The following is a 14,895-nucleotide window of genomic DNA, read 5'->3' on the forward strand; positions in this document are numbered from 1 at the left end:
CGGGGTGCGGAGTCGCGCGGGTGTGGCTGGCCGGGGTGCGGAGTCGCCGCCGGGACGGTCAGCCCTTGTGCAGGGCGGGATGGGCGCCGGCGGCGACGAGGTCGGCGACACCGCTGCGCGGGTCGCGGCCGGTGACCAGAGCCTCGCCGACCAGGACCACGTCGGCGCCGGCTCGGGCGAGCTCGATCACGTCGTGCGGGCCGCGGACGCCCGACTCCGCCACCCGGACGATGCCGTCGGGAATCTGCGGGGCGAGCCGGGCGAAGGTGCCCGAGTCGACCTCCAGGGTCTGCAGGTTGCGGGCGTTCACGCCGATCAGGCGGGCGCCGGCGGCGACCGCGCGGCTGACCTCCTCGGCGGTGTGCACCTCCACCAGCGGGGTGAGGCCGATCGACTCGGCCCGCTCGATCAGGCAGACCAGTTCGTAGTCCGACAGCGCCGCCACGATCAACAGCACCAGGTCGGCGCCCGCCGCCCGGGCCTCGAACAACTGGTACGCCGTGACGACGAAGTCCTTGCGCAGCACCGGCACCGACACCGCGAGCCGGACATCGACCAGGTCGTCCAGGCTGCCGCCGAACCGGCGGCCCTCGGTCAGCACGGAGATCGCCGCGGCGCCGCCCGCCTCGTATTCGGCCGCGAGCGCCGCCGGATCGTCGATCGGGGCGAGCGCCCCCTTGCTCGGGCTGGACCGCTTGACCTCGGCGATCACCGCGACCCCGGGGCCGGAGAATCTCGGCATCGGGTCGATCGCGGGATCGATCTGGGCGACCCGCTGCTTGAGCCGGTCCAGGCTCACCCGAGCCTGCCGGACCGCGAGGTCCTCGCGTACTCCGGCGACGATCTCGTCCAGGACGCCCACGGTGGCTGCCGCCTCGATCAGTCGGCGCCGAAGCCGAGCTTGCGCAGCACGACGGTGGCGATCAGTCCGATGACGAGGATGACGACGGCGATGATGACGACGATCCAGTTGGGATGCGGCGGGATCACGAAGCCGATGCCGCCGACGATGAACGCGAGCAGCGCGATCAGTGAACCGGCCCAGGCCGCGGGCGTACGTCCGTGGTGGACGTGCTTCGCCGGCCGATCGTCGGCTGCGTGCTGGCCGGTGGCCGTTCGTGCCCCCGACGAGGATGTCGATGTCATGGCGTCCTTCGTCCAGCGCCACGCTCCGGCCCCGGGAAACCCCAGAAATCCTGGAGCGGCCTCAAGACGGTTCGCGGCGGGTGTCTGTTCCTCCTTGAGGATCCATTGTGTCCCCTGTGGGATCGGATTGCACATCGGGGTGCGGCGAGCCGTCCGCCGCGCTCATCTCGCTGGGTTCGGCCGGTTCCGGATCGATCGCGGTCGGGTCCTCGCCGGCATCCATCGCCTTCCAGGCACTCGCCGGATCGTCGGCCAGCTCGGTCGGCGCGCCCGCGGCCGCGCGGTCGAAGCGGGCGGTCCGGACCGGCCACCGGCCGGCGCGGAGAAGCATCGTCAGCGCGCCGGCGGTCCCGGCCAACCCGGCCAGGGCGTAGATCCACGGCCAGGCGGTCGGGGCCAGGGCGAAGCTGTCGGCGAGCGTCACCTGGGCGAGCCGGTCGAGCACGCCCTGACTCGTCGGCTGCTGCCGGAGCAAGCCGGTGACCGCCAGGCCGAGCCCGGTCAGCGCCAGCACGACCGCGATCACCCGCCGGCCGCGGGCGCGCAGCACGAGCCCCAGCAGCGCGCCGGCCAGCAGCACGGCGGCGAGCGCCCAGGTCAGTCCCCCGCTGGCCTGGTTCCCGGTGAAGCTGACGCTGGTGCCACCGCCGCTGGCCCGCCACCAGGCCTGGCTGCCGGCGACCAGGCCGAGCGCCCCGCCGAGCAGCAGCCCGGCGAACGCGAGCGCCCGGCTCCGAGCGGCCGATGGAGCGGTCGCGGGCAGGCTCATCCGGCCGGGACGAAGGTCTGGGCGACAGCGATGGCGCGGACCACGGCGGCCGCCTTGTTCTGCGACTCCTGGTCCTCGGTCGGCGGGTCGGAGTCGGCGACGATGCCGCCGCCGGCTTGGACGTACGCCGTGCCGTCCTTCAGCACCGCCGTCCGGATCGCGATGGCGGCGTCGGCGTCGCCGCCGAACGCGAAGTAGCCCACGATCCCGCCGTACAGCGCGCGGCGGGACACCTCGAGGCCGTCGATGATCTCCATCGCCCGGACCTTCGGCGCACCGGACAGGGTGCCGGCCGGGAAGGCGGCCAGCACCGCGTCGAGCGCGCTCCGGCCGGCGGCGATCTCGCCGGTCACCGTGGACTCCAGATGCATGATGTGGCTGTAGCGGCGGACCTCCATGAACTCCACCACCGCGACCGTGCCCGGCCGGCAGACCCGGCCCAGGTCGTTGCGGCCGAGGTCGACCAGCATCACGTGCTCGGCCCGCTCCTTCGGGTCGGCGAGCAGCTCGGCCTCCAGCGCGGCGTCGTGCTCCGGCGTCGAGCCCCGGGGCTTGGAGCCGGCGATCGGGTGGGTCACCGCGGTGTCCCCCTTGACCGTGACCAGCGCCTCCGGTGAGGAGCCGACGATGTCGAACGGGTTGCCGTCGGGATCGGTGAGCCGCAGCAGGTACATGTACGGGCTCGGGTTCAACAGCCGCAGCACCCGGTAGACGTCCAGCGCGTCGGCGCTGGTGTCGACCTCGAACCGCTGGCTGACCACGATCTGGAACGCCTCGCCCGCCTTGATCTCCTCCACCGCGGCCGCCACCGCCGACTGGAACTGCTCCGGCGTGCGCTGCCGGCGGATCGGCAGCGCCTGGCCGAAGTCGGCGCCGACCACCGCGGACGGGGCCGGCTCGGCCAGCGCCCTGGTCATCTGCTCGACCCGGGCGACTGCGTCGGCGTACGCGTCGTCGACCCGGTCGTCGCTGGCGTCCCAGTTGTAGGCGTTCGCGATCACCCAGACCTCCCGGTCGTAGTGGTCGAGCACGACCAGGTCGGAGGCGAGCAGGAAGGCCAGCTCCGGGATGTCGATGTCCTTCGGGTTGGAGTCGGGCAGCTTCTCCAACCGGCGGACGGCGTCGTAGCCCAGGTAGCCGACCATGCCGGAGGTGAGCGGCGGCAGCCCGTCCCCGTGCGGCGTTCGCAGGATCTCCAGCGTCTCGCGCAGGGCCGTCAGCGGATCGCCCTCGGTCGGCAGGCCGGCCGGGACCTTCCCCTGCCAGGCGACCTGGCCGCCCACCTCGGTGAGCACGGCGGCGGAGCGGACGCCGACGAAGGAATAGCGCGACCAGGTGCCCTGCTCGGCGGACTCCAGCAGATAGCTGCCGGACCGGTTGCCGGCCAGCTTGAGATAGAGGCTGATCGGCGTTTCGGCGTCGGCCAGCAGCCGGCGATAGACCGGGATCACCCGGTGGGTCCTCGCCTGCTCGCGAAAGCCCTCCAGCGCCGGCACGACGGCGCCGATCATGCGCCGAGCTCCTCAGCGAGCAGCACGCGGGCATCGAAGCAGGTCCGGTCCCCGGTATGACAGGCGGCGCCCTCCTGGTCCACCTTGACCAGCAGGGTGTCGCCGTCGCAGTCGAGTCGCACCTCGCGAACCCACTGCCGGTGACCGCTGGTCTCCCCCTTCACCCAGAACTCCTGCCGGCTGCGGGACCAGAAGGTGGTCCGGCCGGTGGTCAGGGTGGCGTGCAGCGCTGCGTCGTTCATCCAGCCGACCATCAACACCTCGCCGGTGTCGTACTGCTGGATCACCGCGGTGACCAGGCCGGCCGGGTCGCGTTTGAGCAGCCCGGCGACGGCGGGATCGAGGCTGCCGGAGCCGACCGGTGCGGAATCGCCGATGGTGTTCGCTGCGCTCACGGAGGCCCATTGTTCCCGGCCGGGCCGCCCGATCGCGAACAGGTTGTCGGCGCGGACACCAGCTGGCGAGTGCGCCGGCCGGACAGCACGAGCCGGACGAACTGTCGGTGCGCTCCCCTACCGTCGGTCGGGTGGGTATCTACGGGGACGCGCCGGCCGAGGTGGAGGGCCGGTTGCGCGAGATCTGCCGCGAGCTGCCGGAGGCGTACGAGGAGCCGGCCTGGGCTGGTCTGTGCTGGCGAGTGCGACGGCGGACGGTGGTCCGGCTGCTGACCGTGCAGCGCGACTGGGCGCCGGACTTCGGCGATGAGCGGGGCGGGACGGATCGACGGACGGTGCTGACGTTCAAGACACTGGCGGGCGAGTCGGCAAGTCTGGCGGCGTGCGGCTTCCCGTTCTATCTCCTGGGTTGGGGGCACGACAGCGTCGGCATGGTGTTGAGCGGCGACACGGACTGGTCGGAAGTGCGCGAGCTGGTGACCGACAGTTATTGCACGGTGGCGCCGCGGATGCTGGTGGCCAGGATCGCCCGGCCACCGTGATGCCTAGCATCGTCGGCGTGAGCCGGGCGCGCGGTGACGGTCAGTGCGGTGGCCGGCGTGGTTGACGCCGACGACGTGCGGCGGATCGCGTCGAGCCTGCCGCACGCGGTCGAGATCGAGAGCGACGGCTTCGACTTCCGGGTCGGCAACCGCGGGTTCGTCTGGTCCTATCCCGAGTACGTTCGCGGTCGCGGCCGGACGATCCGCACCGACATCGCGGTGCTGTACGTCGGCGACGAGGCCGAGAAGCAGGCGCTCCTGCTGAGCGAGCCCGAGGTGTTCTTCACCAGCCCGGCCTATGACTGGTTGCCGCTGGTGCTGGTCCGGCTGGCCGCGATCGACCTGGACCGGCTCACCGAGCTGATCACCGACGCCTGGCACATGCGCGCCCCGGCCGAGCTGCACCTGCGTCACCCGATGGCCGAGCGGGGACGCGCCGACCACGGCGACGCCGAGAATTCGGGCCGCGGCGATGTCGGATCGGCCGGCTCCCGTTCGTCATAGCTTCGTCAGGTCGGCGGGAACCGCCCGCCGACCGCCCGATCCAGGAGTGGACATGAAGTACATGATGTTCGTCGCGACCGACACCGAGCCCGACACCGACCCCGACGCCGCGCCCGACGTCGAGGTGTGGGTCAGCACCAACGACGCGCGGGGCACCCGGCTGCTCGGCGACCGGCTCCGGCCGGTCGAGGACGCGACCACCGTCCGGGTCCGGGGTGGCGAGCTGCTGGTCACCGACGGGCCGTTCACCGAGAGCAAGGAGTGGATCGTCGGCTTCGACATCCTCGAGTGCGACAACCTCGACGCCGCCATCGAGATCGCCGCGGCCCACCCGATGGCCTATCGGGGCCGGCTCGAGCTGCGGCCGTTCTGGCCGTTCGAGGACTGACCGGGCGGATGGCCGGCCACGATCCGCAGGACGCGGCAGCTCCCTCGCGCGCGGTCGGTGCTGCGCTGACCGCCGCGCTCGCGGGGGAACGGCTGCGGATCGTGGCCGGACTGATCCGGACCACCGGCGACTGGGAGCTGGCCGAGGACTGCCTGCAGGACGCCGCCGAACGGGCCCTCGCCCACTGGCCGGCCGACGGGATCCCCGACAACCCCGCGGGCTGGCTGCGCACCACCGCCCAACGGCGGGCGCTGGACCTGCTTCGCCGCCGCCGTACCGAGCTCCGGAAGGTGCAGGAGGTGCAGGCCATGGACGAGCCCACCCGCCGAGACGAGGGCGCGGACCGGCGGCCGGGACCGCCGGCGGGCGACGTCCTGGTCGGCCCCGGCGGCGCCGTGGTCGACGACCGGCTGGTGCTGCTGTTCGCCTGCTGCCACCCGGCCCTGCCCCTGGCCGGCCGGGTGGCGCTGACCTGCAAGACCGTGACCGGAATGAGCACCCGGCAGGTCGCGCGGGCGTTCCTGGTCTCCGAGGCGACGATGGGCCAGCGGCTGCTCCGCACCCGGAACAAGATCGCGCACGCCGGCATCGCCTTCGCACCCCCGCCGCCGCACCGGCTCGCCGAGCGGACGGCGGGCGTACTGGCGGTGATCTATCTGCTGTTCAACGAGGGCTACACCGCGCCGGAGGCGAGGACGGCCGGCGAGCCGGATCTGGCGGCGGAGGCGATCGACCTCGCCGCGCTGGTCAGCCGGCTGCTGCCGGACGATCCGGAGACCCACGCGCTGCTCGCGCTGCTCCGGCTGCAGCACTCCCGCCGAGCCGCCCGGTTGGACGACCGCGGCGACCTGGTGCCGATGGAGGATCAGGACCGGACCCGCTGGGACCGGGCCATGATCGACGCCGGGCTGGCCGACCTGCGGCGGGCCCGTGCCGCCGGGACACCCGGACGTCCTGCCCCCGCGGCCGGGACGTACCGCCTGCAGGCCGAGATCGCTGCCCTGCACGCCACCCCCGCCACGGCGGCCGAGACCGACTGGCCGCGGGTGGTCGCGCTGTACGACCTGCTGCTCACGAGCTCGCCGTCCCCGGTCACCGCGCTCAACCGGGCGGTCGCGGTCGGGTTCGCCGACGGGCCGGACGCCGGGCTGGCCGCGCTCGGCACGGTCGCGGACGACCCGCGGCTGAGCGGCTATCGCCAGGTCGAGGTGGTCCGGGCCGATCTGCTCCGCCGCGCGGGCCGGGTGAGCGAGGCCGCGGCGGCGTACCGGCGGGCCCTCGGGGATGCCGAGGGCGAGGCCGAGCGTCGCTTCCTGCGGCGCCGGCTGCGCGAGTTGGGCGGCTGATCTCCGGGCTAGCATGGCTCCTCATGACCGCGTCCGCCGCCAAGACCTTCGTCCGCAGCGAGCGCGCCGCGCTGTGCGATCTGTTCGACAAGCTCGGCCCCGACCATCCGACCTTGTGCGCGGGGTGGGAGACGCACGACCTCGCCGCGCACCTGTGGATCCGGGAGAACGACCCGATCGGGGCGGGCGGGATCGCGATCAAGCCGCTCGGCGGCTGGTACGAGCGGCGGGCGGCGGAGGCCAAGCAGCGCTGGCCGTACGCCGAGCTGGTGGACAAGATCCGGGTCGGCCCGCGGACACTCTCCCCGTTCGCCATTCCGGGCGTGGACGCGGCCGCCAACTCGCTGGAGTTCTTCGTGCACCACGAGGACGTCCGTCGAGCCGGGGACGCGGCCCAGCCCGCGCGGCCGCTGGATCCCGAGGTCGAGGACCTGATCTGGCGGCGGCTGAAGCTGCTGGCCCGTGGCTGGTTCCGCCGGGCCCAGGTCGGGGTCGTGCTGGAGCGGCTGGACGGGGCGCGGGACGCCGGAGGGTCCGCCGGACCGGACAGCATTCGAGCCGTCGCAGGATCGCCCATCGTCACCCTGGTCGGGGAGCCGTCGGAGCTGCTGCTGTTCGCCAACGGGCGGACCTCGGTAGCGGAGGTGAAGATCATCGGCGAGCCGGCGGCGATCGACCTGCTGCACGCCGCCGACCTTCGGGTCTGACGACACTGGGTGGATGAGACGCCGCCTCGGCCTGACCTGCCTCGCCCTCGTCGTGCTGCTCGCCGGCTGCGTCGACCCCGTCTCGTCGCCGAACGAGCAGACCAGGACGGCCGCGCCGACCGCGGCCTCGACCGCCGTCCCGAGCGCCCCCGGAACCGACCTGCGCGCAGCCGACGTCGCGACCGGCCTGGAGGTGCCCTGGGGTCTGGTCCCGCTCGCGGACGGCTCGATGCTGGTCAGCGAGCGTGACAGCGGCGCCATCCTGCGGGTCGACGGCTCCCGGCGGGAGACCCTGACGACCCTGACCGACGTCCGTCCCGGCGGCGAGGGCGGTCTGCTCGGGCTGGCCCTCACCCCGGACCGGAGCAGGCTGTTCGCGTACTTCACCGCGGCCGACGACAACCAGATCGTGGCGATGAGCTGGGACGGCACCCGGCTGGGCGAGCCGGTGGTGGTGCTGAGCGGCATTCCGAAGGGCACCATCCACAACGGCGGCAGAATGGCGATCGGCCCCGACGGCTTCCTGTACGTCGGCACCGGCGAGACCGGCCGGCGCGAGCTGGCCCAGGACAAGAACAGCCTCGGCGGCAAGATCCTCCGGCTGAGCTTGGACGGGAAGCCCGCGCCCGGCAACCCGTTCGGTACCGCGGTCTGGAGCTATGGCCATCGCAACGTGCAGGGGCTCGCGTTCGACGACCAGGGCCGGCTCTGGGCCAGCGAGTTCGGCCAGAACACCTGGGACGAGCTGAACCTGATCACCGCGGGCGCGAACTACGGCTGGCCGGAGGTCGAGGGGTCGGGAAACCGGCCGGGGCTGACCGACCCGGTGGTGGTCTGGCCGACCGACGACGCGTCGCCGTCGGGGCTGGCGTGGTGGCGGGGCGCGCTGTGGATGGCCTCGCTGCGCGGTGCTCGGCTGTGGGAGATTCCGCAGTCCGGCGGCAAGGCCGGGACGCCGGTCGAGCACCTCACCGGCGACTTCGGCCGGCTGCGGACGGTGGTTCCGACGGCGGCCGGTGACGCCCTGTTGGTCAGTACCAACAACACCGACGGCCGCGGCGCCCCCCGCTCCGGAGACGACCGCGTGCTGCGAGTGACGCGCTGATCGGCCGAGAAACGGGTAGCTCCGGTGACCTGCTCGTAACAGTGCGTGACTAGGGTGGTTTGAGATGAGCACCGAAGTGGCCCGGGCTGAGCCGAGACGTGCCGAGTTGTCATTGGGTGCCGAGGAGGAATTGCACCTCATCGACCTGGATGGCAAGGACCTGTCCGCCCGGGCGCCGCAGCTGCTGTCGAAGCTGCCGGAGGGCAACTACTCCGCGGAGATCCAGCGGACCACGGTCGAAACCAATACCGACGTGGTGAACACCTTGGACGATCTCCGCTCCGAGCTGCTCCGGCTGCGCAAGGGCCTGGTCGAGGTGGCGCGGCCGGAGGGTCTCGGCATCGCCGCGGTCGGCACCGCGCCGCGCTCGGACTTCTCCGACTTCGAGTTGACCACCACCGGACGCTACGGCCGGATGCAGGAGCAGTACCGGCTGCTGGTCGACGAGCAGCTGATCTGCGGTCTGCAGATCCACGTCGGGGTCGCCGACCGCGATCTGGCGATCGAGATCACCCAGCGGATCGCGCGCGACCTGCCGGTGCTGCTGGCGCTCGCCGCCAGCTCGCCGTTCTGGAACGGCGCCGACACCGGCTACGCGAGCATTCGCACGATCATCTGGCAGCGCTGGCCCACCGCCGGTGCGACCGGACCGCTGAAGTCCGCCGCCGAGTACGACCGGCTGCTCGCCGACCTGATCGCCAGTGGGGTGATCGCCGACGCCAAGATGGCGTACTTCGACGTCCGCCCGTCCTCGCACGCTCCGACCCTGGAGCTCCGGGTCTGCGACGCCTGCCCGGTGGTCGACGACGCGATCCTGGTCGCCGGCCTGTTCCGGGCCATGGTGGCCTCGGCGGAGCACGAGATCCTGGCCGGCCGGCCGTACGCGCCGGTGCCGCCGCCGATCCACCGCGCAGCCATCTGGCGGGCCGCCCGCGGCGGGTTGTCCGGCGACCTGCTGGACAACTCCCGCCATCCCCGGCCGATCCCGGCCGCGCTCGCCGTACAGAGTCTGGTGGAGAGACTGACGCCGCAGCTGCGCCGGCTGGGCGACTACGAGCAGGTGTCCGCACTGACCGAGGCGATCCTGGCGCGGGGCAACTCCGCCGACCGGCAGCGGGCCGCGTTCGCCGAGCGTGGACAGCTCGCCGACGTCGTCGATCTGGTGGTCAGCGAGACCGAGGGCGCCAGCGGCGGGGTGGTGCCCGACGCGCCGGTGCTGCGGACGTACCGGATCCGGGCCGGTGACGAGGCGGTCGGGCTCGGCGGCCACACCCGGCCGGTGTACGCGGACCTGGTCGAGTCGTTCCGGGCCATGGGGATCGACGACATCCTGCGCGCCGAGCAGCAGCGCGACGAGTGGATCGCCGGCCACGGCGTGACGTTCGGCGTCGAGGGATATCAGCAGGAGTTCGCGGTCGACCTGATGCCGAGGATCATCAGCCCGCATGAGTGGGCGGCGTTGTCGGCCGGCCTGATCCAGCGCGCCCGGGCGATCGAGGCGTTCCTGCGGGACTGCTACGGCGAGCAGCGGCTGCTGGCCGACGGCGTGCTGCCGAGCGAGCGGGTGGTGGACTCGCCCGGCTGGCGGGAGGAGGCCCTGCGGCTGCCGGCCGACGTCGTCCGAGCGCCGATCATGGGCTTCGACCTGGTCCGCAACGAGTTCGGCGGCTGGCGGGTGCTGGAGGACAACGTCCGCAACCCGAGCGGAGCGGCGTACGCCATCGCCATCCGCGACCTGCTGGACGAGGTGCTGCCCGACCTGCCGCGGCCCCCCGGACTGCTCGACCCGGCCGACGCGCTGTCCCGGCTGCGGGCGACGCTGCTGGCGAACACCGGGTCGGACCCCGTGAGTGGCATGGCAGCGTCCGCGCCGGAGGCCGGCATTGCAGCGTCCGCGCCGGAGGCCGGCATTGCAGCACTGCTGAGCAATGGTTCGGAGGCCTCCGCCTGGTATGAGCACAAGACGCTGGCCGAGCGCGCCGGGCTGTTGCTGGTGCAGCCGGCCGACCTGCAGGTCCGCGACGGCGCGGTCATCCACGTCCCGGGCGGCGAGCGGATCGACGCGCTCTATCTGCGGCTGGACGACGAGCTGGTCGACACCGTCGACGGCTCGGGCCGGGCGATCGGCGCGCAGGTCTTCGAGGCGGCCGCGGCGGGCGGGGTCGTGCTGGCCAACGCGCCGGGCAACGGGATCGCCGACGACAAGGCGATGTATCCCTACGTCGGGGAGTTCATCGGCTACTACCTGGACGAGCGTCCGCTGCTGGAGTCCGTGCCGACGTACCGCACCGGGGACAGCGCGGAGCGCCGGACGGTGTTGGAGCGGGTGGGCGAGCTGGTCACCAAGCCGGTCGACGGCCACGGCGGCGCCGGGGTGCTGATCGGTCCGGACGCGTCGGCCGCGGAGGTATCCGCCCGCCGGGCCGCCATCGCCGGCGATCCCGAGGCTTGGGTGGCGCAGGAAGTGGTCTCGCTCAGCTCGCATCCGACCTTCGTCGGCGGCCGGCTCCAGCCGCGGCGGGTGGACCTGCGCGCTTTCGTGTACGTCCGCGGGCTGCGGGCCGAGCAGTGCGAGCTGGCCCCCCTGGCGCTGACCCGGGTAGCCCCGCAGGGCAGTCTGGTGGTCAACTCCTCGCGCGGGGGCGGCGCGAAGGACACCTGGATCGTCACCGAACAGACCTGACCTGAATACCGAGGAGTTCCGCGACATGTGTGGACTGGCCGGCGAGATCCGGCTCGACGGTCGCCCGGCCGATGTCGCGGCGCTCGGCCGGATGTGCGACTGCATGATTCCCCGCGGGCCGGACTCCTCCGGCGTCTGGCAGCGCGGACCGATCGCGCTCGGCCACCGGCGGTTGTCGATCATCGACCTCAGCGCGGCCGGCTCGCAGCCGATGGTCGACTCCCAGATCGGCCTGAGCGTGGCGTTCAACGGCTGCATCTACAACTACCGCGACCTGCGCGCGGAGCTGGAGAGCGCCGGCTACCGGTTCTTCTCCACCTCCGACACCGAGGTGATCGGCAAGGCGTACGCCCACTGGGGGATGAGCTTCGTCGACCACTTCCTCGGCATGTTCGCGTTCGCCATCGTCGAGCACGTCTCCGGCCGGGTGATCCTCGGCCGCGACCGGCTGGGGATCAAGCCGCTGTACGTCGACGCCAACGCCGAGCGGATCCGGTTCGCCTCCGCGCTCCCCGCGCTGCTGGCCGCCGGCGGCACCGATACCTCGATCGACCGGGTCGCACTGGCCTACTACCTGAGCTTCCACTCGGTCGTGCCCGCGCCGCGGACGATCCTGAGCGGGGTCCGGAAGCTGCCGCCGGCGACGCTGCGGGTGATCGAGCCGGACGGGACCTGGCGCGACCGGCTCTATTGGGAGCCGCGGTTCGAGCGCGATCCGGCCCGGGCCGGCTGGTCGGAGCGAGACTGGGAAGAGGCCCTGATCGCGAAGCTGCGGACCGCGGTGGAGCGCCGGATGGTCGCCGACGTACCGGTCGGGGTGTTGTTGTCCGGCGGGATCGACTCCTCGCTGGTGGTGGCGCTGCTGGCCGAGGCCGGCCAGCACGGGCTGCAGACGTTCTCGATCGGGTTCGAGTCCGCCGGCGGTGAGTCGGGGGACGAGTTCTCCTACTCCTCGCTGGTCGCCCGCACCTTCGACACCGACCACCACCAGATCCCGATCGACTCGGCCAAGTTGCTGCCGGGCATCGACGCCGCGATCTCGGCGATGAGCGAGCCGATGGTCAGCCACGACTGCGTCGCGTTCTATCTGCTCAGCGAGGAAGTAGCGAAGTCGATCAAGGTCGTCCAGTCCGGGCAGGGCGCGGACGAGGTGCTCGGCGGCTACGACTGGTACCCGCCGCTGATCGACGTCGCGCGCGAGGACGCCGTGGAGGCGTACTCGCGGGTCTTCTTCGACCGCCGCTGGTCGGCGATGGCCGGCGTCCTGCAGCCGGAGTGGCTGATCGAGCACGACGCGCCGACCGCGTACATCGCCGAACGGTTCGGCCGGCCCGGCGCGCGGACCGCGGTGGACGCGGCGCTGCGCAACGACACCACGATCATGCTCGTCGACGATCCGGTGAAGCGGGTCGACAACATGACCATGGCGTGGGGCCTGGAGGGCCGGGTGCCGTTCCTGGACCACGAGCTGGTCGAGTTCGCCGGCACCATCCCGCCCGAGCTGAAGCTGGCCGACGGCGGCAAGGGCGTGCTGAAGCGGGCCAGCCGCGGCATCGTGCCGGACGAGGTGATCGACCGGACCAAGGGCTACTTCCCGGTGCCGGCGATCCGGCAGCTCGAGGGGCCCTATCTCGATCGGGTCCGGGACGCGCTGACCGACCCGGCCGCGCGGGCTCGCGGGCTGTTCCGGCCGGAGCTGGTCCAGCGGCTGCTGGCCGATCCGAACACGACCCGGACCCAGCTGGGATCGAACGCGTTGTGGCAGCTGGCCCTGCTGGAGATGTGGTTGCAGGACCAGGGGATCCGGTGAGCCTGGCGGACACCCGGGATCTCGCGGCGGCGGCTGCGCTGGCGGAACGGCTGGTCGGCGCCTGGGGCAGCTGGGGTCCGACCCTGTCCCCCGGCGCCGACTGCCTGGCGTTCCTCAGCGACCGGTCCGGCGCGCCGGAGATCTACGTCGTGGACCTGGCCGTCGGCGGCGCTGAACCGCATCGGGTGGTGCTGTCGCCGGACCCGGTGATCAGCGTGAACTGGTCGGCCGACGGCCGCTGGCTGGCGGCGGCGGTGGCCACCGACGGCGGGGTGCGAACCCAGGTCTGGGTGGTGCGGCCCGACGGCACCGACGCCCGCCGGGTCGCCGGCTCGTCCTCGGTCCACGCCGAGCTGGGTCCGTGGACCCGCTCCGGGCACCGGGTGAGCGTCTGCATGCCCCGCGACGACGGGGGCACGGACGCCTTCCTTGCCGACCCGGCGACCGGCGAGCTGACCCCGCTGGCCAGCGGGGAGCTGATCCACGTGCTGGACATGTCGGTCGACGAGGACCTGGTCATCCTGCGCGACGGGCAGCGATCGAAGCAGTTCTGCGTGGTGGTGGACCGGGTGGCCGATGCTGACCACCCGCTGCTGCCCTATCCGGCGACCGGCGACACCGAACGGGCGATCATCCGCCCGGCCCCCGACGGGCGTGGCCCGCTGGTCGCCTACCTGGCCACCGACGCCGGTCTGTCCCGCAAGCAGTGCGTCGCGCTGCCGCTCGGGCCGAACGGCTGGCGCGGCCAGTCCGGCGTGCTGGCCCCACGCGAGGACGCCGAGCTGGAGGGGCTGGACGCCGACGACGCCGGGCACCTGCTGCTGCTGGTCTGGAACGTGTCCGGCGGGCGGAGCGAGGTCGAGCTGTACGACACCCGGACCGACTCCCGGCGCGTGCTGTCCGGGCTGCCGGGTCAGGTGGTCACCGGAGCGCTGCTCAGCCGCGACGGCTCCCGGGTGGTGCTCGCCGTGGAGGGGCCGGACCGGCCGCGCCGGGTGTGGTCGCTCGACGTCGCGACCGAGGTCTGGTCCCCCGCCACCGCGAGCCCCGAGCCGCATCCGTGCCCCGAGCCGCATCCCAGCCCTGAGCCGCATCCATGCCCTGAGCCTGTCGAAGGGCACCCCGGACTGGTCAACCCCGAACTCGTCACCTTCTCGGCCCGGGACGGGCTGGAGCTGTCCGGCTGGCTCTATCGGGTGCCGGGCCGGACCTCGCCGGGGCCGGCCATGCTCAGCCTGCACGGCGGACCGGAGGCGCAGGAGCGGCCGACGTTCAATCCGCAGCACCAGGCGATGCTCGCCGCGGGGATCGCGGTGTTCGCGCCGAACATCCGGGGCTCGTCCGGCTTCGGCCGCAGCTACGTCCGGGCCGACGACGTCCACGGCCGTCGGGACGCGTTCGACGACGTGATCGTCTGTGCGCAGTACCTGATCTCGGCCGGCGTCGCCGACCCGCGCCGGCTGGCGGTGACCGGACGGTCGTACGGCGGCTATCTGACCCTCACGTCGCTAGCGTTCACGCCGGGGATCTTCGCCGCCGGCGTCGACATCTGCGGCATGTCGGACCTGCTGACCTTCTATCGCGACACCGAGCCGTGGATCGCCGCCGCGGCGGTCAGCAAGTACGGCGACCCGAAGCGGGACCGGACCCTGCTGCGGGCCATCTCGCCGCTGCGGTTCGCTGTGAACATCAACGTGCCGCTGCTGGTGGTGCACGGGGAGCTGGACACCAACGTACCGATCGGGGAGGCGCACCAGATCGTCGCCGCATTGCGCGCCCTGAACCGCCCGGTCGACTATCTGGAGCTCGCCGGCGAGGGCCACGAGTACCGCCGGGCCGACTCGCGGCTGCTGCTGATCCGCACCATGCTCGACTTCCTGACCCGGGTGCTCTAGATCCTCGTGCTGCTCGCACCCCGTGGAACGGTTCGCCCCCCGTACAAGAGGCGCGAACCGTTCCACGGGGTGCGAACGCGCCTGGGATCGAGCC

The 14,895-nt window shown here is 72.7% G+C and carries 14 protein-coding genes; 9 read left to right on the forward strand and 5 right to left on the reverse strand.

Annotated features, from left to right (window positions below; genetic code table 11):
* Positions 1-58 precede the first annotated feature (58 nt).
* The 5 genes from trpC to hisI all read right to left on the reverse strand — a co-directional run bounded on the left by trpC (position 59) and on the right by hisI (position 3,821).
* Positions 59-862, reverse strand: coding sequence for an indole-3-glycerol phosphate synthase TrpC (trpC, locus tag ABD747_RS05415; RefSeq protein WP_344802155.1), 804 nt, complete (start codon positions 860-862; stop codon positions 59-61).
* 17 nt (positions 863-879) lie between these two features.
* On the reverse strand, positions 880-1,146 hold the full coding sequence (locus tag ABD747_RS05420) for an HGxxPAAW family protein (RefSeq protein ID WP_344802157.1): 267 nt from the start codon (positions 1,144-1,146) through the stop codon (positions 880-882).
* A gap of 61 nt (positions 1,147-1,207) precedes the next feature.
* Entirely contained in the window at positions 1,208-1,915 is a 708-nt protein-coding gene (locus ABD747_RS05425) for a Trp biosynthesis-associated membrane protein (RefSeq protein ID WP_344802159.1), read from the reverse strand.
* Positions 1,912-3,426, reverse strand: a complete 1,515-nt coding sequence (locus ABD747_RS05430; RefSeq protein WP_344802161.1) for an anthranilate synthase component I — start codon at positions 3,424-3,426, stop codon at positions 1,912-1,914. Before ABD747_RS05430 ends, ABD747_RS05425 begins: the two co-directional genes overlap by 4 nt.
* Positions 3,423-3,821 (reverse strand): phosphoribosyl-AMP cyclohydrolase, encoded by a 399-nt coding sequence (hisI, locus tag ABD747_RS05435; RefSeq protein WP_344802163.1) that lies wholly within the window; start codon positions 3,819-3,821, stop codon positions 3,423-3,425. The genes ABD747_RS05430 and hisI overlap by 4 nt, the downstream gene beginning before the upstream one ends.
* A gap of 131 nt (positions 3,822-3,952) precedes the next feature.
* Between hisI and ABD747_RS05440 the strand changes: the two genes are divergently transcribed.
* The 9 genes from ABD747_RS05440 to ABD747_RS05480 all read left to right on the forward strand — a co-directional run bounded on the left by ABD747_RS05440 (position 3,953) and on the right by ABD747_RS05480 (position 14,801).
* Positions 3,953-4,363, forward strand: a complete 411-nt coding sequence (locus tag ABD747_RS05440; RefSeq protein WP_344802165.1) for an MmcQ/YjbR family DNA-binding protein — start codon at positions 3,953-3,955, stop codon at positions 4,361-4,363.
* Positions 4,364-4,411: 48 nt separating this feature from the next.
* Positions 4,412-4,867, forward strand: coding sequence for an MmcQ/YjbR family DNA-binding protein (locus ABD747_RS05445; RefSeq protein WP_344802167.1), 456 nt, complete (start codon positions 4,412-4,414; stop codon positions 4,865-4,867).
* Between the two features lie 52 nt (positions 4,868-4,919).
* Positions 4,920-5,255, forward strand: coding sequence for a YciI family protein (locus ABD747_RS05450; protein WP_344802169.1), 336 nt, complete (start codon positions 4,920-4,922; stop codon positions 5,253-5,255).
* An 8-nt stretch (positions 5,256-5,263) separates the two neighbouring features.
* Complete coding sequence (locus ABD747_RS05455) at positions 5,264-6,601, forward strand: RNA polymerase sigma factor (RefSeq protein WP_344802171.1); 1,338 nt, start codon at positions 5,264-5,266, stop codon at positions 6,599-6,601.
* Between the two features lie 23 nt (positions 6,602-6,624).
* Complete coding sequence (locus ABD747_RS05460) at positions 6,625-7,308, forward strand: TIGR03085 family metal-binding protein (protein WP_344802173.1); 684 nt, start codon at positions 6,625-6,627, stop codon at positions 7,306-7,308.
* Between the two features lie 13 nt (positions 7,309-7,321).
* A complete protein-coding gene (locus tag ABD747_RS05465) occupies positions 7,322-8,413 on the forward strand; it encodes a PQQ-dependent sugar dehydrogenase (protein WP_344802175.1) in 1,092 nt (363 codons plus the stop codon).
* Positions 8,414-8,477: 64 nt separating this feature from the next.
* On the forward strand, positions 8,478-11,096 hold the full coding sequence (locus ABD747_RS05470; protein WP_344802177.1) for a carboxylate--amine ligase/circularly permuted type 2 ATP-grasp protein: 2,619 nt from the start codon (positions 8,478-8,480) through the stop codon (positions 11,094-11,096).
* A gap of 25 nt (positions 11,097-11,121) precedes the next feature.
* Positions 11,122-12,906 carry an N-acetylglutaminylglutamine amidotransferase gene (locus tag ABD747_RS05475; RefSeq protein WP_344802179.1) on the forward strand — a complete coding sequence of 595 codons (1,785 nt, stop codon included), beginning with the start codon at positions 11,122-11,124 and terminating at the stop codon, positions 12,904-12,906.
* Positions 12,903-14,801 (forward strand): S9 family peptidase, encoded by a 1,899-nt coding sequence (locus ABD747_RS05480; RefSeq protein WP_344802181.1) that lies wholly within the window; start codon positions 12,903-12,905, stop codon positions 14,799-14,801. Before ABD747_RS05475 ends, ABD747_RS05480 begins: the two co-directional genes overlap by 4 nt.
* Positions 14,802-14,895: the final 94 nt, after the last annotated feature.

This window comes from Microlunatus ginsengisoli (assembly GCF_039537205.1).
Lineage (GTDB): Bacteria > Actinomycetota > Actinomycetes > Propionibacteriales > Propionibacteriaceae > Microlunatus > Microlunatus ginsengisoli.

What these genes read in the sequence shown, in the direction of transcription:
- ABD747_RS05420 (WP_344802157.1), bottom strand. Translation starts at nt 1,146, where the DNA reads ATGACATCGACATCCTCGTCGGGGGCACGAACGGCCACCGGCCAGCAC.
- ABD747_RS05425 (WP_344802159.1), bottom strand. Translation starts at nt 1,915, where the DNA reads ATGAGCCTGCCCGCGACCGCTCCATCGGCCGCTCGGAGCCGGGCGCTC.
- ABD747_RS05430 (WP_344802161.1), bottom strand. Translation starts at nt 3,426, where the DNA reads ATGATCGGCGCCGTCGTGCCGGCGCTGGAGGGCTTTCGCGAGCAGGCG.
- ABD747_RS05450 (WP_344802169.1), top strand. Translation starts at nt 4,920, where the DNA reads ATGAAGTACATGATGTTCGTCGCGACCGACACCGAGCCCGACACCGAC.
- ABD747_RS05455 (WP_344802171.1), top strand. Translation starts at nt 5,264, where the DNA reads ATGGCCGGCCACGATCCGCAGGACGCGGCAGCTCCCTCGCGCGCGGTC.
- ABD747_RS05460 (WP_344802173.1), top strand. Translation starts at nt 6,625, where the DNA reads ATGACCGCGTCCGCCGCCAAGACCTTCGTCCGCAGCGAGCGCGCCGCG.
- ABD747_RS05465 (WP_344802175.1), top strand. Translation starts at nt 7,322, where the DNA reads ATGAGACGCCGCCTCGGCCTGACCTGCCTCGCCCTCGTCGTGCTGCTC.
- ABD747_RS05470 (WP_344802177.1), top strand. Translation starts at nt 8,478, where the DNA reads ATGAGCACCGAAGTGGCCCGGGCTGAGCCGAGACGTGCCGAGTTGTCA.
- ABD747_RS05475 (WP_344802179.1), top strand. Translation starts at nt 11,122, where the DNA reads ATGTGTGGACTGGCCGGCGAGATCCGGCTCGACGGTCGCCCGGCCGAT.